The sequence below is a fragment of the Pediococcus pentosaceus genome (assembly GCF_001437285.1).
GTDB classification, from domain to species: domain Bacteria; phylum Bacillota; class Bacilli; order Lactobacillales; family Lactobacillaceae; genus Pediococcus; species Pediococcus pentosaceus.
Genome location: NZ_JQBF01000003.1, coordinates 74,655 through 96,459 on the forward strand (window position 1 = coordinate 74,655; position 21,805 = coordinate 96,459).

Genomic DNA, 21,805 nt, shown 5'->3' on the forward strand with positions numbered 1-21,805 from the left:
TCGTTGTAGCTATCTTAATAATTACGTGGAGTTGGAGGAAATATGGAAGATATACAAAAACAAGGTGCCAAAAATGTTGAACTATCAACACCAAAGACGATTTTATTAGCTTTTCAGCATTTACTGGCAATGTATGCCGGAGATATATTGGTTCCATTATTAATTGGGGCGGCGCTTAAGTTTAATGCGCAACAGATGACCTATTTAATCTCAGTAGATATTTTCATGTGTGGAGTTGCCACTTTTTTACAGGTTAAACGCACTCCACTAACTGGGATTGCTTTACCAGTTGTTTTAGGATCAGCAGTTGAATACTTGGCACCGATGGAGCACATTGGTAATACAATGGGCTGGGGGTATATGTATGGTGGAGTAATTGCAGCCGGAATTTTTGTGTTTTTAATTAGCGGATTATTTGCTAGTTTAAGAAAATTTTTTCCAATCGTTGTGACGGGCTCTTTGATTACTTTAATTGGGTTTACCTTAATCCCCGTTGCTTTCCAGAACATTGGTGGTGGAAACGTTGCTGATAAAAACTTTGGAAGTTCTTCTAACTTAATTTTAGGATTTTTAACAGCTTTAGTTATTATTTTAATTCAAGTTTTTGCGCACGGATTCATCAAACGCATTTCAGTTTTGATCGGAATTATCGTTGGCTCAGTGATAGCAGTGGTAATGGGACTAATCGATCCTACACCAATCAGCCAAGCTCACTGGATTCAAATTCCAATGCCTTTTTATTTTGCAACTCCCAAATTTGAATGGTCCTCAATTTTAACCATGCTCTTGGCAGCAGTAACTTGTATGATTGAATCAACGGGAGTTTACTTTGCTTTAGCAGATATTACCAAACGGAATCTGACAGCCGATGATTTAAAACGAGGATATCGTTCAGAAGGAATTGCAGCCATTTTAGGCGGGATATTCAATACCTTCCCATATTCAACTTTTTCACAGAATGTGGGAATTGTGCAATTATCTGGAATTAAGAAATTAAAACCAATTTATTTCTCTGCTGGAATGCTTTTGATTTTAGGATTGATTCCTAAGTTTAGCGCGATTGCTACATTAATCCCGACATCTGTATTAGGTGGAGCAATGTTAGTAATGTTTGGGATGGTGGGTGCCCAAGGAATTAAAATGCTAGCTAACGTTAAAATGACCGTTAATAATTTATTGGTAATTGCTGTATCGATTGGAATTGGTTTAGGTGTAACTACTCAACCAACGCTCTTCCACATTTTACCAACCTCAGTTCAAACAATTTTAGATAATGGGATGGTAGTAGGCTGTATCACAGCAATTATTATGAATATTCTATTGAACGGTAACCAAGCCGTTGATAGAGAATAGTTTAATTTAAAATATATAATTAAAAACAAGAGATGATACTATTTGGTATGGTCTCTTGTTTTATTTTCTGAGTATAATGGAAGAAAAACGATGGAGCGGGTCTCATGAAGTTAAATGTCGAGTTGAAGGAACATTGGACTAACATTATTTCAAAAGAAGATGCAATCGAAATTAAGATTTACGATGGAACTAAATCTCCAGTTGTTAACCATTCTGGTATTGGAATTTTACTATTTAAGGGAAAAGTTAAAAATATTTTTCAAGTAGAAAAAGAGTTAGAAGTGAAGGGGAATCGTTGGGACCGATTAATTTTAATTTCTATTCCTGCTAACTTGAAACTCCATCATGCGTTACAAGGGTTCATTCATGAGGCAATAAAAAATAAAGTGACTTTGCCAAAGCATTTAAAGAAAGAAAAACTTCCCCCAGCAGTTCAAGAGCTAGTAGATCGGTTTGTTCAACAACAGCTTTTTATCATTAATCGATTTGGCTCGGATCATGTTTTAATTCCAGAAAAGTCAAAACTAGGAAGGAAGCCTAGCCACCGTTGGAATAAAATGGTTAGTCAGATTCCATTTTATGTGGATACCAAAGAATGTCGGGCAGAAATTCAGTGGGTAAAGCGAAATGAAATGGTAATTAGGGCCGGAGCGGTAATGAAACGCGAGGTGCCGTTGAATAAAAATGGTTCAATTAGATTTGCTGCTAAAATGGGGCAGAAAATCCGAGAAGATCATCAACAATCTTTTAAGGATTTTAAAACCACAGAAGATATAATATTAAAAAGTGTCAACGAAGTGGGGTTGTTTCTGTATTTTGCGGGAACTAATAGCTGGTTAGTCCTGAAAGATGCTAAAGGGCAAACGATTGACGCATGGACACGGGTGAACTAAAAAAGAGCTGTAAACGAAGTATTCGTTTGCAGCTCTTTTTATAGTTTATTATTTAACTTTTGGTGTTTCAGCGATTGTTTCAGTCTTGCCTTTAGCAAATTGTTGGATAGCAACAACGCGTTCTTGACGGCGACGACGTTCGCGCTTACCAGAAACTTTACGTGCACGTGCAAATGAATTGTATGGTGACTTCATGGTGATCCTCCTCAGAAAAAAATAATCAATTACTATTCTATGATGAATGGTAGATAAAAGCAAATAAATTTATTAAATGGATTGGCGGTTCGCATTGAGTCGCTGGACCGTTCGCATTGCAATTTTACCAAAAATACGAATTAAAATTACTTGGATTGGCAATTGAATAATATTACTAATGATGCGAGCTGAGTTGTAATAAACGGCCGCTGCTGCACCAAAGTAAATGGATTGCCAAATGAAATTTAAGCCCATCGTGACAATTAGCATCACTAAGAGGCGTGCCACGATAATCCGCCACCAGTCGAATTTACCTGGGTATAGGAATATCGATTGGATTAAATTAGCAACCATAGCACTGATGGCCCAAATGGGTAAGTAAGGTCCCACCGGATTAGAAAAATACCCCACGGTATCACTAACTAATCCAAAGACAATTCCTGCCCAAGGTCCAAATAGCGCAGACACAACGGCTGCTGGTATATATTCGAAACTAACCAAAGTGAATTGAGGCGTCAAATGGATGGTGGTATAACGCGCTAACACAACATCCAATGCTGCCAACAAAGCCATAATGGTTAGGTTTCGCACAGAAAAAACATTTTTGATACTAAAAAAATTCTTCATGCAAATCCCTCCAGTCTTTAGTTGGCCGTTTTAACGAAAAGGAAATAGCATGAAAAACTTCCCAATTCAACGGCGAGATGCGGAATCGATATCGCTGACAAGCATTCGTCCAACAAGCAACTCTCCGTCTTGTTGGCACTTAACGCATCGATTCCTACTCCATTGATAGAGCTAAGTTCATTATAACCAACTTAAAATAAAAATAAAGAGAATGAATTCGTTAATTAATATGAAAAATCGTATATAATGGCTTTAATGATGTAATAATTATGCCAGATGAATGGGAGTACGTATGCGATACCAATTTAAAAATAACTTAGAAGAAATTATTAGTGCCAAAAAAGTATTACAAAGATCAGGGATGAGCCAGAGATTATTGCAAAGAATCCAAAATGAGGGTCGCCTGATTGATGAAAACGAAAACGATGTAGAATTTAGTGATAAATTAATGCCTTTTGAACCAATTTGGATTGAATTGCCTGATGAAGAACAAGATCAAAATGTTGCAATTAGTGATGGTCCATTAGACATTATTTTTGAAGATAAAAATTGGTTATTAGTTAATAAGCCTGCTGGACTAACCGCGGTCCCTGGTCCAAGTGATCGAGAAGATACATTGGTCAACCGGATTAAAGGTCATTGGCAGGCCATTGAATCTAAAAATATGATGCCTCATTTAGTTACCCGTTTAGATCGATTTACGAGTGGAATAACTTTAGTCGCCCGTCACCAAGTTTCTAACAGTTTATTAAGTGAACAAGTTGCGCATCATAAAATTAAAAAGATTTATTTAGCGATGGTTGATGGAGTAGTTCAAGCTGAAAAAGGAACATTTAATCAACCGTTAGGGTTAGCAGCCGATGGAATTCATCGAGAAGTACGGGACGATGGACAGCAAGCCACTACTAGTTTTAAAGTGCTCAAACGTTTTGAAAATCAAACGCTGGTTCAAGTTCACTTAAAAACAGGAAGAACCCATCAAATCCGAGTTCATTTTGCGAATGCAGGTCACCCTCTAGTTGGTGATCAGTTATACGATGGACCAATGGATAGAGGAATTAAACGGCAAGCTTTGCACGCTTCATCGATCCGATTTTTTGATCCATTTATTGATGAAAAGGTTAGTTTTACAGCAGAATTACCAGATGATTTAAAGCAAATCGGGATGGAAGAGTAGCATAATTGCAGTTTCAGATAGGAGAACAAAATGACACAAGAAAATGAATTTGAAGACGTAGAAATGACGTTAGGCGAACCAGAATTTAATGCGATGTTGATGCAAATGACGCATGAGGTAAACGCTAGCAATGCGTCAGAATATAACTTTATGGGTAATACAACCCAAGAAGTTGGGGAAAATGTATGGGCAGTTCCGGCTTATCTAAGTGACGAATATGCGCTATTCTTTCTATATACAGAAATTGATACCGGCGATTGGGTCCTAGCCTTTTCCGAAGCAGATTTAGGTGAAGGGCAGTTTAATCTAGGAACTCCAATGACAACGGGTGAAGGCTTAAACAAATTATTCGAACAAGATCCCGATCGTGCCAAAATGGTATTGAGTTTTGTTAATGATATGGAAAAAGCTGGCGAAGGTATGTGGCGCATGGTGGAACAATAAAATTTTACATTTAAAAAGAGTGGACTATGGGGAGCGAATTAACGTAAGTTTCTTCTAAGAAGCTCTTTTTTTGTACCAACTTTTTGAATATATTTTTATGATATAATTAACTTCGACTAAAAAGAAAGGGGCGACGCGATGGCAACGATTTTGATCGTCGTTTTGCTATTGGCTTCCATTGGAGTAGGGTATGGATTGCGAGCCAAAAAGCATAGTGAAACATTAGCGCAAGCCCGCAAAGCGGCAGAAAAAATTATTGAACATGAACGGCAAAAAACTAAAGCCGAAGTGGCTGAATATGAAAAAAATAGTGTTCAAGAAACTCAACAATATCAAGAGACCATTGACCAAGAACTCGCAGATGATCTACATGATAATCAACGTAAAGAGGCGTGGATTGAACAAAGAATGAACTTATTGAACCAAAAAAAGATTGTGTTAACTAATCGAGCAGATGCATTAGCTAAAAAAAGACAAAGTCTATTACAAGAACGTGACAACGTACGGACAACTTTAGGCGAAGCTAAACAACTAATTACTGATCGATGGAATAAACTTCAGGAAGTTGCTGATTTGGAAGAGCAAGCAGCTTCAAAGTTGGTTTTGAAAGAAACTAAACAAGATGCAATTCGTTCTAAAGATGAGTTTGTTAATAACGCTCAAACCGAATTAGAAAGCTCCTGCGAGCGTGAAGCTGAGGATTTGATAGCTTTAGCCATGGAACATAGTGATGTTCCAAGAGGTCAAGCCGAAAATCACCGCAGTTTTATTGCAGAAAATGCTGAATATCTTGGTAAACTGATTGGAAATTCAGGACAGAATGTACGAGCAATTGAAGCATTAACTGGTGTAGATATTGTGATTGACGACCAAGAAAAAGAGGTCATTCTTAACGGTTATGACCCAGTTCGTCGAGCAGTGGCCATGGAAACCATGGAAATGATTAAAACTGAGAAACGAGTTGTTCCAGATACAATCGAACGGTTGGTTAATAAGGCTAATAAAGTAATTGACCAACGTATTCGCCAGTATGGTGAAGACGCGGTTCGAGAATTGAAATTAAAATATGTTGCGCCGGATTTAATCAAATTTATTGGTCGAATGCATTACCGGACGAGTTATGGACAAAATATTTTAGAACATTCTATTGAAACTGCTAAGCTAGCAGGTATTTTTGCTGTTGAGTTAGGTGAAGACGCTACTTTAGCACGACGTGCAGGTTTACTACATGATATCGGTAAATCTATTGATCGCGATATTGAAGCGACTCATGTGGAATTGGGTGTGGAATTGACCACCCAATATCGAGAGAGTCCAGTGATAGTGAATACTATTGCTTCTCACCATGGGGATGTTGAAGCTCGATATGTAATTGCTAATTTGGTTGAGGCAGCGGATGCCATTTCTGGAGCTCGTCAAGGTGCTAGAAGTGAATCAGTGGCTGACTATATCCAAAGAATTAAGAGCTTAGAAGAGATTGCTAACAAACATCCAGAAGTCAAGGAAAGTTATGCTATCCAAGCTGGTCGTGAGCTTCGAGTAATTGTTCAACCTAAAGAGACAGATGATAAGACGATTCATAGTTTAGCTACTAACGTAAAGAATCAAATTGAAGAGGATGTTACTTATCCTGGTCAGGTGAAGGTAACGGTTGTTAGAAAGTTAGAGATTGTAGAATACGTGGAGAAAAAACAAGCATGAGTGAAGACAACACCGCACAGTTAGAAAAAATCGATAGTTTTGTTAAAGAGAAGCTTCAAGATGACTTAACCGGGCATGATTATGCTCATATTCAACGAGTGGTTAAGATGGCTAAACGCTTAATTGATGATCGCACTGAAAATGTAAATCAGTTTGTAGTTTTCGCTGCAGGGTATTTGCATGACGTGATTGATGAAAAATTAGTTGAGAATCAGGCCGTTGCTAAAAATGAAGTAGCTCGGTTTCTAAGAAGCCTTGGAGTTAGCGATTTTGATATTGCTCATATTTTCGATATTATCACGCATATGTCATTTTCTGATAATTTAGGACAGAAATATAAATTATCCTTGGAGGGACAGATTGTCCAAGATGCGGATCGTTTGGATGCCATCGGAGCAATTGGCATTGCCCGTACATTTTATTACGGGGGTGCACATGGACATATTTTATATGATCCCGAAATCCAACCTCGTGAAAAAATGACGCATGATGAATATCGTGACAATAAAACGGTAATCAATCATTTTTACGAAAAACTTTTTAAGCTTAAAGATGACATGAACACACCTTTAGCACAAAAAATTGCGGTAGAACGGACGGAGTATATGAAAAGCTTCGTAAATGAGTTTAAAAAAGAATGGTAACAGTGAATTTAGGGGGATTTAGGAATGTTAAAAGATACTGATAATATACCCAGAGGGTATGTGATTGTATCCGCAGTCGTTGTTGTTTTACTTGCACTAGGTGTTAAGCTACAAAACACATTTATGCAATTTTTTGACCAGTTATTTAGTAGTATCGTTCAAGGAACGGCTTTTTCTTTTCTTGAACCAATCATGCGCTTAATTACGATGATTGCAGATACCAAGCTTGGTTTAATTTATGCAATCATTATTGCAGTATATTTGTGGTTTAAAGAACAGCAACGAGTAGATGCTATCTGGGTCATTTGTACAATGTTTGGTGGCGCTGTAGTAGCGTTTATTCTAAAAGAATTGGTTAAGCGTCCGCGCCCAACTATTGATCAAATTATTCCAGAAACAGGTTTTAGTATGCCTAGTGGGCACACCTTTGAAGCATTTTTAGTGTTAGCTTTTATTTACCTTTATTTTGTCCGTCCAATTCAGTCTGATAGTAAGCGGCGTTGGGCTTTTCGAGGATTGATTCTATGGCAAGTCTTAGTAATGTGGTCACGAATTTATATGGGGGCTCATTACCTTACTGATACGGTTACGGCGGTAGCTTTAGGCATAGTGTGGCTATGGGTTGCTTTATGGCTTTACCAGATGCTATATGATTGGATTGCCAGCTTTGTTGCTCCTTCAGGGGGACGACATCAACGACAACATTAAAATATTTTACTTAAGGGCCTAATCTTTTAGGTTCTTTTTTTTGATTATTTCCTGATTGAACCGGTCCAAAACGACTTTTTTGGTAAAGCGGTTTCTAAAAAATAATTTGTTTTTTGGAAGAAAAACCTTTTAATTATTAATCTATCAATGTTTTAGCGACCTAAAACAAAATATTAAAGAAGGTATCTTTTTTTTTTTGAGCATGCTATAATGAGCTTGTGCTTTTGGTTAGGTGCTTTTGGTCAGATCGTTTCATTTTGAACTATCCCCATTACTACCGGCTCAAGCTACAAATTAAACAATGCCGTCTATTACTATATAGATTAGGTTTACAGGAGGATGTTCATAATGGAACAAGGTACAGTTAAATGGTTTAACGCTGATAAAGGTTTTGGTTTTATTACTCGCGAAGATGGTAGTGACGTATTCGTTCACTTCTCAGCTATCCAAGGTGACGGATTCAAGACTCTTGAAGAAGGCCAAGCAGTTTCTTTCGACGTTGAAGAAAGCGACCGTGGACCACAAGCAGTTAACGTAAACAAAAACTAATTTAAATTAAAATAGTTATGAGAGTAGGGAGCTTCGGCAACCTACTCTTTTTTTATGCAAAATATAAAGATTTAGTTAAATACTATTAATTAATTAGGTATAATGAATTAATTGAAGAGGAGGCCTTGAAGGATGATTGAAACTAACCAAATCGTTATTAATACTTGCTTACTTGCAGGTCGAATTATGATTGAAAATGGCTCTGAGATGTCACGAGCAGAAGATACAATGAAAAGAATTGCGATGAATTCAGGTGTTAATAATTTAAAAATTTTCGGGACGATTACTGGAATTATTGTTTCAATTCCAAATTCAATGGACTCTCAGGTGGAAGGGATTAATCGGCGAGCGATTGACCTAGAGAAAGTTTCTGCGGTTAATACTTTTTCAAGACGCTATGCGGCCAAAGATATTACGTTAGAAGAGTTTTACGAAAAACTAAATACTTTGGATGAGGCGACGCCATCCTTCCCATTTTGGCTTCAAGTGATTGGAGCAGCCCTAGTTAGTGGACCTTTAATGACAGCCTTTTCTGGAAATATGGTTGATTTAGGAATTACTACTTTGACTGGGGCGTTAGGCTACACGCTATTTTATTTTGTAAATCGGATTTTAAATATTAAATATATTAGCGAATTTTTTGCATCAATTATAATCGGAATTATAGCTGTATTCGCAGTGCGTTGGGGTTGGGGACATTCTATCGATGATATTATTATTGGATCAGTGATGCCGTTAGTACCGGGGGTGCCACTAACTAATGCTGTTCGCGATATTTTAAATGGTCACTTGGTTAGTGGTCCGGCTCGTGGAATTGAAGCTTTATTATCAGCATGTGCAATTGGTTTTGGGATTGCCTTCGTATTTCGTTTTTTGTAAACAAAGGAGTAAGAGATGCAATTACTACTAGAATTTTTTATGGCCGGCATTGCCACCATCGGCTTTGGAATTATTATTAATATACCTAAACGGGCTTTAATTGCTGCAGGTGCCATTGGTGGCGTGTCATGGACGATTTACTGGGCGATGCTCCAAGTGCGCTTAGGCTTAGCGTTAAGTGCTTTAACAGCGACCACTGTCATTGCTTTATTAAGCTTATACGCTGCTAGGCGAATGAAACTTCCGATGATTATTTTTAATATTCCTGGAATTGTACCGCTCGTTCCAGGAGGACAAGCATACCAGATGATTCGAAACTTTGCGCTTTCTAACAGTGATATGGCAACGCATTTTATGTTAGAAGTAGGAGAAATTGCAGGGTCAATTGGAATCGGTTTTTTAATGGCAGAATTTATCGATCGATTGCAACGTAAAATTATAATTACTTTGAAGGAACACAAACAACGTAGCAAAAGTAAAAGTGCTAATAATACTGAAAAAGAGTAGGATTAAAAAATGCCCAAATTAATTTTGGCATTTTTTTTATTTCTTTTTGAAAGCGAATACAAAAGTTGCTTGACTTTCATTTTATAGAGCGATTTACTAGTAGAAAGAGACATCTAAGTTAACGAAATTTTAGCCATGGTGACTTGAAAAATTTGAGTTATAGGAGTGAAAGTAAATGTTATTAGGTAGTATTGAAGCTGGTGGAACCAAGTTTGTGTGCGCAGTTGGGAACGAAGATTATCAGGTGAAAGATCAAATTCAAATTCCAACAACGACCCCGGAAGCGACATTGTCGGCCGTTGTAAAATATTTTAAACAATTTGATATAGCAGCTTTAAGTATTGCTTCATTTGGTCCGATTGAAATTCGAAAAACGTCGCCTAAGTATGGATTTATTACTACAACTCCTAAACCGGGATGGAAAGATACTGATTTTTTGGGTTACATGAAAAAAGAAATTAATGTTCCTATGGCTTGGACAACCGACGTTAATGGGTCGGCCTATGGGGAGTATACAATGTCAACGCTATTTAACGAAAAAATTAATTCATTAGTTTATTATACGATTGGAACAGGAGTTGGTGCAGGTGCGGTTATCGATGGACATTTGATTGGTGGGATTGGCCACCCAGAAATGGGACATGTCCCTTTGAAACGTCATCCCGAAGATCTTGATTTTAAGGGTGTTTGTCCTTATCATGGTGATTGCTTAGAGGGATTGGTTGCTGGACCAACTTTTGAAGCGCGATTAGGTAAAAAGGGTAAGGATGTGCCTTTGACGGATAAGACATGGGATATTTTAGCTTATTATATTGCTCAAGCAGCTGTACAAAGTACATTAATATTACGACCAAACAAGATTGTGTTTGGTGGTGGAGTTACTAATGCAACCCTCTTAGAGAAAGTGCGAAAAGAATTTGATAAATTACTTAATGGCTATGTGACTGTGCCAGATTTGGATCAATATATCACGATGCCTCAAGTTAAAAATAATGGGTCAGCGAATGTCGGTAATTTTGCATTGGCAGAGAAGCTATTAACGGAATAATTATAAAAAGGGCAATCCCGATTTAAAATCAGGATTGCCCTTTGTTCTTTAATTAAAGCTTTATTGTCCGTAGTAGTTGTAGTTACCAGTAGCATTTCCTTGCGGATCAGCTTGTGATGGAGTTGTAGGAGTGTTATCAGTTGTAGCTCCGTTGTTATCTGCACCGCCTGTTGTGTCACTAGCCGGTGTCTCCACCGAAGATGCGCTCGTGGTTCCGTAATCTTCAGTGGAGGAGCTAGTAGTGTCTGAACTGTTAGTATCTGAATTGGTAGTATCGGTATCATCTTCTTCGCCAGTATAGATACTGCTTAATCCAGTTGTCCCAGTTTCTTTAGCAGATAAATCAAGGGCTTTACGGATGAAATTAGTAACACGCTGACGTTCGCTCTTAGAAACTAATTCATAAGAACCACCATCGATGGTAGTACCATTACCTTGGAGGTGAGTAGACTTTAAATGATGGGTAGCAACTCGATAATTAGTCGAAAGTGCTAAAAGTTCGTTAAATGTTAAATCAGTTTTAGTTTGTTTTTGAAGAGAATTTAAGAAATTTTGGTTTAATAAAGCCGTAATTGAATCACTCTTACGTAAAATGGCCATTAAAACTTGGCGTTGACGAGTTTGACGACCATAGTCACCGTTTGGATCGGTATAACGCATCCGTGAATAATCCAGTGCTGCCTTACCATTTAGATGAATTTTTTTACCTTTAGTAACGTCGGCATGTCCATATTTGAAGGTTAATTTAGGAGTGATATCGATCCCACCAACCCCGTCAACAATCTTTTCTAAGCCACCCATGTTAATTAAGCCGTAATAATCAATGGGAATATTTAGTAGTTTTTCGACAGCTTTGATTGCTGTACCGGCTCCACCTAAATCATAAGCAGCGTTAATCTTGGAAGGAGAATAATTTGAGTAACCAGGAATCGACATAACCGTATCCCGAGGGATGCTAGTTAAAGTCATTTTTTTCTTTTTAGGATTCAAGGTTGCCACGATAATGGTATCTGTTCGGCCACGATAATTACGCCCGAGGGCCCCAGTATCAGTACCTAAAAGCAAAATTGAAATTGGTTTACTTTGCTTTAAGGTAGCTGAAACATCACGTGATTTCTGGATTTTAGCACTATCAAAAATCGAATCTACAGCATTTTTGGCATCGTACCATTTCTTAACCCCAAAGATAGCCAATATAACAGCAATAATGGAAACGACAATGATGGTTTTTTTTCTACGAGGTCGTTTCTTTCGTGGTTTTCGGCGCTGGTTTTGTTTATTTTGACCGTGGTCACCATTGTTATTATTGTCATCAGGTGTGTAATTGAACCGGTTTCTGCTGAATCGGCTTGAATTGGATCTGGGTGATTCAGAATTCATGCAACTTATCCTCCGAGTTATACTAAAAAATTCAATCATTAATATGATACCAAATTAATGGATTATCTATAACTTTGTTTAAGAAAGTTTAACAAATAGTACACAAAAAATTGGTATATCGACATTAATAACGAACTTATTTCAATTCATGCAACCAGGCTAGCGCCGTGGTTAACCAAGTAGCAATCCGATGATCGACGTGATGGTTATCATAGGCGGTAGTTTCATCGGCTAGAGCCATACCATGAGGGCCATGCTGGTAAAGATGCAGTTCTGTTGGAACCTGCAGAGTTTGAAGGGCTAAGAAGTAATCAACCGCATTTTGGGATGGAACTAACTGATCATCGGCCGTTGCCCAAATAAAGGTTGGGGCATTGTCTTTAGTGGCATTTTGATCAGCTGCTAATTGTTGAGGTTGAGTGGTCCATTTAGCTAAAGTTTTAGTGTCAGGAAAACCATCGTTAGGAGTAATTACAGGAAAACCTAAGATGGTTGCAAAAGGCTGCAATGTAGTTGACGCCAAATGGGTTTGTGAACTAAGCCAGTCCGCGTTCCAGTTATTATTAAAATTGCTGACGATATGACCGCCAACCGAGAAGCCCATTAAAATAATCTGATTGGCGTCAATCTGCCATTTTTCAGCGTTTTGATGCGTAATATTCATTGCTTCGGCTAATTCAATTAAGGGAGCTGGATAAAGCGGCTGGACTTCGTCAACCAAGGAGTACCTTAGAACAGAGACTTGATAACCAAATGATTCTAGACGTAAGGCAACTTTTTCAGCTTGAGCTAAATCGATGTGGGTGTAGGATCCACCGGGCACAAAGATTAAAGATGGACTTTTTTGATCAGTTAAATTGGGCGATATATATGAAATTAATTCGGCTTTTGATTTAGAATTAGTATGATTAAGTTTAGTTTTAACAATTTCCATAATGTTGACTCCTTTTTGAGAATTATATATTTGGTTACATTTTAATCTTTTTACTGTTATTCACCAAAGAAAAGGTAAGGAACTACGAAATGAAGTTTAAATTAAGATATTTTTTAGAAGATGATTTTAGTAATTATCAGGCGTTAGCTAATAATCGAAAGATTGCTAAATCAGCGGGGATGAAGATTCTGACAAACGCGTTTGAACAATGGATGGCATTTAAAGGGATGGTTGGACGTCAAGGCTTTTTAGCAATCGTCAACGAAACAGACCAAGTTGTGGGCGGAATTTTTATTTTTCAGCCAGCTGCAGAAGATATATATGAAATAGGATACTTATTGGGTGAAGAGTATTGGAACCAAGGTATTATGTCAAAAGCAGTACATTTTGCAATTAAAAACTTGAAAAATCGAAATAAACGAGATTTTAAAGTTTTTGCTAATGTTTGTATTGACAACTATGCCTCTCAGCAAGTACTAAAGCGCAATGGCTTTAAGCGTTTAGAAAAGATTACCACGGGAATCTCTGGTTATGATCAATCCTCACAAAAAGAGTATCGCTACGAATTAAATGTAAAATTACTTGAATAATTGAACAGATTTGTTATAATTTGAATCACATCGAAAGAAGAGGTTGCCTCAATTATTAGTAGATCCGGCTAGATGACTAAGCATCAATGACCCGAATTGAAAGGAAAAGAGGCCGAAATGACTACATGCTTATTCATGTACGATTTGGGCTCTGGTTGAATAAGCCAGAGACTGTCGCAATGAAAATTGCGGAGCGCTATCTACGATTTGACTAATGATTTTAAACAGTCTTTTTGTGCGTAGGAATGCTCACAAAAAGGCTTTTTATTTTGTTTTTTGAAAATCAACAGCGCCTCTTTTATTTTATAGGAGGTTTTCTTATGGCAGAACAAGGTGGTAGTCAGGTTAAGCGTGCCTTAAAGACGCGACATATTTCAATGATTTCACTGGGTGGAAGTATTGGTACAGGATTATTCGTAGCCAGTGGATCGGCAATCTCTACTGCAGGTCCCGGTGGTGCATTATTAGCTTACGTTGGGATGGGGGTCATGGTCTATTTCCTCATGACTAGTTTAGGAGAAATGGCGACTTATATGCCGGTTTCGGGTTCGTTTTCAACGTACGCAACTAAATACGTTGATCCAGCCTTTGGCTTTGCAATGGGATGGAATTACTGGTTTAACTGGGCTATTACGGTTGCAGTTGATATTAGTACCATTGCCTTGATTATGAAATTCTGGTTTCCGCACGCTCCGGGGTGGATCTGGAGCCTGTTGGCACTAGTGCTAGTTTTCTTGGTAAATGCTTTGACGGTTAAAGCTTTTGGTGAGACTGAATATTGGATTGCTTTAATTAAGTTAGTCACGGTTATTATATTTTTGGTCGTAGGAGTTTTAACCATTGTCGGAATTATGGGAGGTAAAGCCACATATTTAGAAAACTTTGTGTATCATAAAGCCCCATTTGTGGGTGGGATCCCTGCTATTCTTAGTGTTTTCGTTGTGGCTGGTTTCTCGTTTCAAGGTACAGAATTGATTGGAATTACAGCTGGCGAATCTGAAACACCTGAAACTAGTGTTCCGAAGGCCATTAGCCAAGTATTTTGGCGAATTTTACTATTTTACATCTTAGCAATTTTTGTAATTGCTTGTATCATCCCTTATACAAGCCCTAATTTATTAGGATCATCAGCCCGTGATGTTTCCATTAGTCCATTTACCCTTGTGTTCCGTCGGGCCGGACTAGCAGGAGCAGCTGGGGTAATGAATGCGGTTATTTTGACCTCAGTACTATCCTCAGCTAATTCGGGAATGTATGCCTCGACTAGGATGTTATATTCGCTTTCGAAACAAGGATTTGCTGCCAAAATTTTTGGTAAAACTTCGAAGCGAGGAATCCCATACCTGGCCTTACTTGGTACAACTATCGTAGGATTGCTAACCTTTATTTCCAGTATTATGGGACCTAAAATTTATATATGGTTAGTTGCTGCCAGTGGACTGACTGGCTTTGTGGCTTGGGTCGGTATTGCGATTGCTCATTGGCGGTTCCGTCGGGCTTTTATTAAACAAGGACATGACGTGTCAGAACTTAGATATCGTGCAAAATGGTTCCCATTTGGACCACTCTTTGCCTTTGTTCTCAGTATTATTGTGATTGCGGGACAAGATATTCATTCCATTGCTAATTTCGATTGGCAAGCAATTGGGATTACGTACATGGCAATTCCGCTATTCATTGTGTTGTATACCTATTATAAAATTAGATATAAAACGAAGTTAATACCGCTGGAAGAAATCGATTTATCGCGTCCAGATATCACGAAAGAATAATTTTTTCAAGATATTGTTTTGGGGTCGTTTGGTGGTACAATATGTAGTGCTAAAAAACGAAAAAAGAGGTATTTCTTATAATGATTGCTTTATCAGGCCCAATTGGCGCAGGAAAGACAACACTTACAGAATTATTAACAAGTCACTGGGAAAGTGATGCTTATTACGAATCAGTAGATGATAATAAAATTTTGCCACTTTTCTACAAAGATCCTAAACGCTATGCGTTCTTACTTCAAATTTACTTTTTGAATAAACGTATGGATAGTATCAAGCAAGCTAATAGCGATGCTCGTAGTGTTATGGACCGTTCGATTTATGAAGATTCACTTTTGTTCCATTTGAACGCTGATTTAGGACGAGCAACTAATACAGAAGTGGATATTTACGATTCGTTACTTAAAAATATGATGCAAGAGTTGCCACGTCTTTCATATAAGAAGAATCCCGATTTACTAGTTCATATTGATATTTCGTTTGATACAATGTTAAAACGGATCAAAAAGCGCGGTCGTTCATTCGAACAAATCGAAAATGATCCATCATTATACGAATACTATCACGAACTCAATAAGCGCTATGTTGCTTGGTTCGATAATTATGATCAAAGTGCTAAAATTAAAATTGACGGTGATAAATATGATTTTGTGGAAAATCCAGAAGCTCGTCAAAAAGTTATTCAACTAATTGATGAAAAGATTGCCACAATTTAATTGATATCTACCCGGCTTTTTTGTAGAATTAGTTTATAAATTAATAGAGAAATTAAAGGCGTTTAAAGTAGGTTTTCAGAGAGATCCGCATGGTGGAAAGGATTAGCCGAAACTCCGGCGCTAGTTAAAAGGTGGGTAATGCCACACGGTGATTCCGTTATCGTCGGATTGAGTGCACCGCTTATATAAGCAGGTGAACTTGGGTGGTACCGCGAAAAGAGTCTCTTCGTCCCAATGTGGATAGAGGCTCTTTTTCTATATTTAAGGAGGATGTAATTATGTTAGATTTGAAAATGATTCGTAATCATGTAGAAGACGTCAAAGCTAAATTAGCAACTCGGGGTGTAGAACCTGAAGCAATCGACGATTTATTGGCTAAGGATAATGAACGCCGTGAATTGATTGTAAAGAGTGAAAATTTGAAAAAGCTTCGTAATGAAGTGTCTGATCAAATTTCACAATTAAAACGTAATAAAGAAGACGCTAACGATAAAATTCAAGAAATGCGTAAAGTGAGCCAAGATATTAAAGGCTTAGACGAACAACTGGAAAATATTGCCGAAGAAGTTGAAAGCAAAGCTGCTCATCTGCCTAATCTACCACATGAAGATGTACCGGTTAGTTTAACTGAAGAGGGTAGTGTTGAACAACGTCGTAATGGAACACCACGGACTTTTGACTTTACGCCTAAGGCTCACTGGGAAATTGGAGAAGAATTAGGAATCTTAGACTTCGAACGAGCTGCTAAAGTTGCTGGTAGTCGTTTTGTATACTACGTTGGGGATGGAGCTCGTCTTGAACGAGCAGTTTACAATTTCTTTTTAGATCAAAATAATGCAGCTGGCTTTACAGAAGAAATCACACCTTACATGGTTAACGATGCATCAATGTTTGGAACTGGTCAATTTCCAAAGTTTAAAGAAACCCATGCCGGTTATGAAGTAAAAGATGAAGGACTAACTTTAATTCCTACAGCTGAAGTACCTTTGGTAAATTACTATCGTGATGAAATCATTGATGAAGAAAAGTTACCAATTAGCGTAACAGCATTATCACCAGCATTCCGTTCAGAAGCAGGAAGTGCCGGACGAGATACACGTGGTTTGATTCGTATGCATCAATTTAATAAGGTAGAAATGGTCAAGATTGCTAAGCCAGAACAATCATGGAATGAATTAGAAAAATTAACTACCCATGCTGAAACCCTTCTTCAAAAATTGGGATTGCCTTATCGAGTGATTACCCTAACCACTGGGGATATGAGTTTTACGGCAGCCAAGACTTACGATCTTGAAGTGTGGATTCCAGCTCAAGATAAATACCGCGAAATTTCAAGTTGTTCAAACTGTACTGATTTCCAAGCTCGTCGTGCACATATTCGTTTCCGCGATGAAAATGGTAAGTTGCAATACGTACACACCCTAAATGGATCTGGTTTGGCGGTCGGACGTACAGTAGCTGCAATTTTAGAAAACTATCAAAATGAAGATGGAACAGTCAACGTTCCGGAAGCTTTAGTACCTTATATGCAAGGGACAACTGTAATTGGTAAAAAGTAAATAGTTATCTAAAAATAAGAGACCCCACTGAGGCCTCTTATTTTTTTATGGAATCCATAAAGGATAAATCTCTGATTAGAAATATTTTTCAGTAAATATGGTAGAAAAAGGGTGATTTAAAGCTATTAAAAAAATTAATAAAGAAAAATTTAATTTTTTTTGCAAAAGTGATTGACATAACGGAGTTTTATCCGTATTATATATAAATGTGTTCACGAGAGATTTATGGAGGATTAGCTCAGTTGGGAGAGCATCTGCCTTACAAGCAGGAGGTCACAGGTTCGAGCCCTGTATCCTCCATTGAGAAGCGATTCTCAATGGTCTAATAAAATAGAATTATTTGCGGGCGTGGCGGAACTGGCAGACGCGCAAGATTTAGGTTCTTGTATCGCAAGGTGTGGGGGTTCGAATCCCTTCGCCCGCATATCGATTTTAAGCCGACTTAGCTCAGCTGGCAGAGCATCTGTCTTGTAAACAGGGGGTCGGAGGTTCGAATCCTCTAGTCGGCATTTTGCGGAAGTAGTTCAGTGGTAGAACATCACCTTGCCATGGTGGGGGTCGCGGGTTCGAATCCCGTCTTCCGCTTTGTACCAAATTTAATATTTTGCACCCATAGCGCAACTGGATAGAGTGTCTGACTACGAATCAGAAGGTTGCAGGTTCGACTCCTGCTGGGTGCATCGCTTAAAAAAGTATTAATCGGATATGATTAATGCTTTTTTTGTTTTCTAAATCACCGGTTTAAATTTGTGCTAGAATATAATGGTTGGCGGGAAGTAGCTCAGCTTGGTAGAGCACCACGTTCGGGGCGTGGGGGTCGCAAGTTCAAATCTTGTTTTCCCGATTGAGATAGGTCAAGAATAAACTTATTATTGATGTTTAATTGATGGTAAGTTTTTTTATTTTCTTAAGGTTTTGATAGCTTTAAGGCGGAATAATTAATATTTTTTGCAATTTTCTGTCAGTCTCGTATAATAATAGTCAACATTAGTCAGAGTATAGAAAGGTGGTCGTTATGCAAGGACAGAATATTTCAGATATAATTGAGCGGTATTTAAAGGAAATCTTGGCTAATTCAGAGGAGATTGAAATTCGCCGTTCTGAAATTGCCGATCAATTCGATGTCGTACCATCTCAGATTAATTATGTAATTAAGACTAGATTCACCATTCAAAATGGTTACGTGGTTGAAAGTAAGCGTGGTGGCGGTGGATACATTAGAATTGAAAAAGTTAAACTTCTTGACGATATTGATGTTTTGGATTCTTTAATACGGGTAATTGGAGATTCATTGAATGAACGTGATGCGATTTCAATTCTAGGCAGTTTATATGAAGACTCCGTACTAAGTAAACGAGAAGCGAGCTTATTAGCCTCGACCCTTTCCAAAAGTACTTTAAATATTGGCGATCGTAATTTAGAAGAACAAATTAGAGCAAAAGTGATGATTGGAATTTTGAATCATCTCAGATATGAATAGTAGAGATTAGAGAAAGACAGGTGGAAAATGGAAAATTTATTTACCCCTAGTGCAAGGAATGCCTTGGTTATTGCTCAAGAACAAGCAAAAAGATTTAAACACCCCGCGGTGGGTACTGAACACCTGTTGTTAGCATTGGCAATTGAGACTAATGGTGTAGCGCGAAGCATCTTAGGACAATTCAATGTTACAGAAGTGGACGTTGCTGAGGAAATTGAGCAATTTACCGGCTATGGTAACTTACGAACAGTAAAAGATGATTATTTACCATATTCACCAAAAGCTAGTGAAATTTTAGTCAACGCTCAAGAGCAGGCTAAGCAATTAAACGCTATTAAAATTGGAACCGAACATTTATTACTTGCTTTAGTGCAAAATGATAATATTTTGTCTTCAAGAATTTTATTGGCGTTGGATACAGATATTGCCGAGGTTCGCAAAGTTACTTTACGTAAATTAGGTGTAAATCCAGCTACTCAAAATCGACGTAGTAAGCAACGGGCTACAAGTGCTGAAGGAACCCCAACTTTAGATTCAGTTGCACGAGACTTGACGGCGATGGCTGCTGAAGGAAAAATTGATCCAGTGGTGGGGCGGACAAAAGAAGTTCGTCGCGTAATCCAAATTTTAAGCCGACGGACTAAGAACAATCCAGTATTGATTGGTGAACCAGGAGTTGGTAAGACGGCGATTGCCGAAGGATTAGCTCAAAAGATTATCGATCAAGATGTTCCAACTGATATGCAAAATAAACGATTAATGATGCTAGAGATGGGTTCTTTAGTGGCGGGAACTAAGTACCGTGGTGAATTTGAAGATCGTTTAAAAAAGGTGATTGAAGAAATTCGTAATGATGGTCAAGTGATTGTCTTTATTGATGAGTTACACACGTTAATTGGAGCTGGCGGGGCTGAGGGAGCCATTGACGCTTCTAATATCCTAAAACCAGCTTTAGCTCGTGGTGAGCTACAAACGATTGGTGCAACTACTTTAACAGAATACCAAAAGTATATCGAAGCTGATGCTGCTTTGGAACGACGTTTTGCTAAAGTGGAAGTTGATGAACCTACGGAAGCTGAAGCAGTTCAAATTTTAAGAGGAATTCGTCCTAAGTATGAAGAACATCACCAAGTTAAAATTTCAGATGATGCCATTCAACAAGCAGTTACTTTATCATCACGTTATATTGCAGACCGTTTTCTTCCCGATAAGGCCATCGATTTAATCGATGAAGCGGCTGCTAAAATTCGAATCGATGCCTCTGAGAAGCAAGTGAAAAAAGTTACGGATGAAGATCGATTAGAAAAATTACGAACAGCTAAAGAAGAAGCGATTGATAATCAAGATTTCGAAAAGGCTGCCGACATCCGTAAGAAAGAAATGAAGTTACACCGTAAGATTGAGCGTGCTGAAAATAACCCAGAAACCAATGAAGCTAAAAAAGATTATAAATTAATTGAAAATGGCGAAGATATTGCGCAAATCGTTTCAGATTGGACTGGTGTACCTTTAACGCAGATGAAACAATCTGAGTCAGATCGCTTGATTAATTTAGAGAAAACTTTGCACGAACGAGTAATTGGTCAAGAAGAAGCTGTTTCGTCAGTAGCTCGAGCTATTCGCCGTGCACGTTCAGGTTTGAAGAGCCCTAAGCGACCAATTGGTTCTTTTATGTTCCTTGGTCCTACAGGGGTTGGTAAAACAGAACTGGCTAAGTCTTTAGCAGATATTATGTTTGGTTCGGAAGATAATATGATCAGAATTGATATGTCTGAGTATATGGAACGTTACAGCACTAGTCGTCTAGTTGGATCAGCACCAGGTTATGTGGGTTACGACGAGGGTGGACAATTGACTGAACAGGTTCGTCGGAAACCATACTCAGTTGTTTTATTTGATGAAGTAGAAAAAGCTCATCCAGATGTCTTTAATTTGTTACTTCAAGTTTTTGATGATGGTTTTCTAACTGATTCTAAGGGCCGACGAGTTGATTTTAGAAATACTATTATCATTATGACGTCTAACTTGGGAGCTACAGCATTGAGGGATGAAAAATCAGTCGGCTTTGGTGCTCAAAATGCAGCTGAAGATTACCATGCTATGGCAGATAAAGTACGTGAAGTTTTGAAGCAGAGTTTCCGTCCCGAATTCCTCAATCGGATTGACGAAACCATTATTTTCCATTCATTAACGAAACCTGAACTCCATCAAATCGTTAAATTGATGGCTAAAGATGTCATTCAGCGGATGAGTGAGCAGGGAATTAATGCCAAGTTTACTCCTAGTGCAATTGATGTGGTGGCTGAAGCTGGATTTGATCCTGAATATGGGGCACGTCCATTGCGTCGAGCCTTACAAACTAAGGTTGAAGACCAATTAAGTGAATTAATGTTGTCCGGTGAAGCTAAGGTTGGTGACGATATTACGATCGGAGCGCGCAACGGAAAAATTAATTTAAAAGTTAAAAATAAAACATTAATAAAAAATAAATAATTTAACATTGCAAGTTGTTTGACAAAGCATATGGCAAGGAATAAAATGTAATATGTATGTTAAAGCAGGGTTAAATGAGACAGTGCGATCTATTGTCCGCAGTGTTCTAGATAAAAAAGCAAAAATAGTTTCTTATAGAGGACTATTTTTGGTTTTTTT

The 21,805-nt window shown here is 38.0% G+C and carries 21 protein-coding genes, 6 tRNA genes and 2 riboswitches; of the genes, 23 read left to right on the forward strand and 4 right to left on the reverse strand.

What is annotated here, in order from left to right; translation table 11 throughout:
- The first annotated feature begins 42 nt into the window (after positions 1-42).
- Both IV86_RS03800 and IV86_RS03805 read left to right on the forward strand, forming a co-directional pair.
- Positions 43-1,353, forward strand: a complete 1,311-nt coding sequence (locus IV86_RS03800; protein WP_002833301.1) for a nucleobase:cation symporter-2 family protein — start codon at positions 43-45, stop codon at positions 1,351-1,353.
- Between the two features lie 104 nt (positions 1,354-1,457).
- Positions 1,458-2,246 (forward strand): hypothetical protein, encoded by a 789-nt coding sequence (locus tag IV86_RS03805; RefSeq protein ID WP_002833302.1) that lies wholly within the window; start codon positions 1,458-1,460, stop codon positions 2,244-2,246.
- A 48-nt stretch (positions 2,247-2,294) separates the two neighbouring features.
- On the opposite strand, the gene IV86_RS08785 is transcribed toward IV86_RS03805, so the two are convergent.
- Together IV86_RS08785 and IV86_RS03810 are read right to left on the reverse strand one after the other, a co-directional pair.
- Entirely contained in the window at positions 2,295-2,441 is a 147-nt protein-coding gene (locus tag IV86_RS08785) for a hypothetical protein (protein WP_011673669.1), read from the reverse strand.
- A 72-nt stretch (positions 2,442-2,513) separates the two neighbouring features.
- The gene (locus IV86_RS03810; protein WP_002833304.1) at positions 2,514-3,068 is read right to left on the reverse strand and encodes a folate family ECF transporter S component; all 555 of its coding nucleotides are present in this window, start codon (positions 3,066-3,068) and stop codon (positions 2,514-2,516) included.
- 68 nt (positions 3,069-3,136) lie between these two features.
- A riboswitch (THF riboswitch) is annotated at positions 3,137-3,232 on the reverse strand.
- Between the two features lie 128 nt (positions 3,233-3,360).
- Between IV86_RS03810 and IV86_RS03815 the strand changes: the two genes are divergently transcribed.
- The 9 genes from IV86_RS03815 to scrK all read left to right on the forward strand — a co-directional run bounded on the left by IV86_RS03815 (position 3,361) and on the right by scrK (position 10,725).
- Entirely contained in the window at positions 3,361-4,245 is an 885-nt protein-coding gene (locus IV86_RS03815; protein ID WP_029258112.1) for an RluA family pseudouridine synthase, read from the forward strand.
- Between the two features lie 30 nt (positions 4,246-4,275).
- Positions 4,276-4,689: a hypothetical protein gene (locus IV86_RS03820; protein ID WP_002833306.1), complete on the forward strand. Its 414-nt coding sequence runs from the start codon at positions 4,276-4,278 to the stop codon at positions 4,687-4,689.
- A gap of 138 nt (positions 4,690-4,827) precedes the next feature.
- Positions 4,828-6,390 carry a ribonuclease Y gene (gene rny / locus IV86_RS03825; protein ID WP_002833307.1) on the forward strand — a complete coding sequence of 521 codons (1,563 nt, stop codon included), beginning with the start codon at positions 4,828-4,830 and terminating at the stop codon, positions 6,388-6,390.
- Positions 6,387-7,034 (forward strand): HD domain-containing protein, encoded by a 648-nt coding sequence (locus tag IV86_RS03830; protein WP_002833308.1) that lies wholly within the window; start codon positions 6,387-6,389, stop codon positions 7,032-7,034. Before rny ends, IV86_RS03830 begins: the two co-directional genes overlap by 4 nt.
- Before the next feature lie 24 nt (positions 7,035-7,058).
- Positions 7,059-7,742, forward strand: coding sequence for a phosphatase PAP2 family protein (locus IV86_RS03835; RefSeq protein WP_002833309.1), 684 nt, complete (start codon positions 7,059-7,061; stop codon positions 7,740-7,742).
- Positions 7,743-8,090: 348 nt separating this feature from the next.
- Entirely contained in the window at positions 8,091-8,291 is a 201-nt protein-coding gene (locus tag IV86_RS03840) for a cold-shock protein (protein ID WP_002833310.1), read from the forward strand.
- A 132-nt stretch (positions 8,292-8,423) separates the two neighbouring features.
- Positions 8,424-9,170, forward strand: a complete 747-nt coding sequence (locus IV86_RS03845) for a threonine/serine exporter family protein (protein ID WP_002833311.1) — start codon at positions 8,424-8,426, stop codon at positions 9,168-9,170.
- Between the two features lie 15 nt (positions 9,171-9,185).
- The gene (locus IV86_RS03850; protein WP_002833312.1) at positions 9,186-9,677 is read left to right on the forward strand and encodes a threonine/serine exporter family protein; all 492 of its coding nucleotides are present in this window, start codon (positions 9,186-9,188) and stop codon (positions 9,675-9,677) included.
- 175 nt (positions 9,678-9,852) lie between these two features.
- Positions 9,853-10,725: a fructokinase ScrK gene (gene scrK, locus IV86_RS03855; RefSeq protein ID WP_002833313.1), complete on the forward strand. Its 873-nt coding sequence runs from the start codon at positions 9,853-9,855 to the stop codon at positions 10,723-10,725.
- Positions 10,726-10,785: 60 nt separating this feature from the next.
- On the opposite strand, the gene IV86_RS03860 is transcribed toward scrK, so the two are convergent.
- Together IV86_RS03860 and IV86_RS03865 are read right to left on the reverse strand one after the other, a co-directional pair.
- The gene (locus IV86_RS03860; protein WP_056979366.1) at positions 10,786-12,105 is read right to left on the reverse strand and encodes an LCP family protein; all 1,320 of its coding nucleotides are present in this window, start codon (positions 12,103-12,105) and stop codon (positions 10,786-10,788) included.
- 136 nt (positions 12,106-12,241) lie between these two features.
- Complete coding sequence (locus tag IV86_RS03865; protein ID WP_056979367.1) at positions 12,242-13,039, reverse strand: lp_1002 family arylesterase; 798 nt, start codon at positions 13,037-13,039, stop codon at positions 12,242-12,244.
- 89 nt (positions 13,040-13,128) lie between these two features.
- Here IV86_RS03865 and IV86_RS03870 point away from each other — a divergent pair, with 89 nt between their 5' ends.
- From IV86_RS03870 to IV86_RS03925, 12 genes are all read left to right on the forward strand, one after another.
- The gene (locus tag IV86_RS03870; protein ID WP_056979368.1) at positions 13,129-13,629 is read left to right on the forward strand and encodes a GNAT family N-acetyltransferase; all 501 of its coding nucleotides are present in this window, start codon (positions 13,129-13,131) and stop codon (positions 13,627-13,629) included.
- Positions 13,630-13,658: 29 nt separating this feature from the next.
- Positions 13,659-13,836, forward strand: a riboswitch (Lysine riboswitch).
- 113 nt (positions 13,837-13,949) lie between these two features.
- Positions 13,950-15,401 (forward strand): amino acid permease, encoded by a 1,452-nt coding sequence (locus IV86_RS03875; RefSeq protein WP_002833317.1) that lies wholly within the window; start codon positions 13,950-13,952, stop codon positions 15,399-15,401.
- 80 nt (positions 15,402-15,481) lie between these two features.
- On the forward strand, positions 15,482-16,114 hold the full coding sequence (locus tag IV86_RS03880; protein WP_002833318.1) for a deoxynucleoside kinase: 633 nt from the start codon (positions 15,482-15,484) through the stop codon (positions 16,112-16,114).
- A 278-nt stretch (positions 16,115-16,392) separates the two neighbouring features.
- Positions 16,393-17,673 (forward strand): serine--tRNA ligase, encoded by a 1,281-nt coding sequence (gene serS, locus IV86_RS03885; RefSeq protein WP_002833319.1) that lies wholly within the window; start codon positions 16,393-16,395, stop codon positions 17,671-17,673.
- Positions 17,674-17,900: 227 nt separating this feature from the next.
- Positions 17,901-17,973 (forward strand) — tRNA-Val (locus IV86_RS03890).
- Positions 17,974-18,015: 42 nt separating this feature from the next.
- Positions 18,016-18,097 (forward strand) — tRNA-Leu (locus tag IV86_RS03895).
- A gap of 12 nt (positions 18,098-18,109) precedes the next feature.
- Positions 18,110-18,182: transfer RNA gene (locus IV86_RS03900), tRNA-Thr, on the forward strand.
- Positions 18,183-18,186: 4 nt separating this feature from the next.
- A tRNA-Gly gene (locus tag IV86_RS03905) sits at positions 18,187-18,258 on the forward strand.
- A gap of 21 nt (positions 18,259-18,279) precedes the next feature.
- Positions 18,280-18,353: transfer RNA gene (locus IV86_RS03910), tRNA-Arg, on the forward strand.
- Positions 18,354-18,443: 90 nt separating this feature from the next.
- Positions 18,444-18,517 (forward strand) — tRNA-Pro (locus IV86_RS03915).
- A 171-nt stretch (positions 18,518-18,688) separates the two neighbouring features.
- Complete coding sequence (locus IV86_RS03920) at positions 18,689-19,153, forward strand: CtsR family transcriptional regulator (RefSeq protein WP_002833320.1); 465 nt, start codon at positions 18,689-18,691, stop codon at positions 19,151-19,153.
- Between the two features lie 27 nt (positions 19,154-19,180).
- A complete protein-coding gene (locus IV86_RS03925; RefSeq protein ID WP_056979369.1) occupies positions 19,181-21,646 on the forward strand; it encodes an ATP-dependent Clp protease ATP-binding subunit in 2,466 nt (821 codons plus the stop codon).
- Positions 21,647-21,805 lie beyond the last annotated feature (159 nt).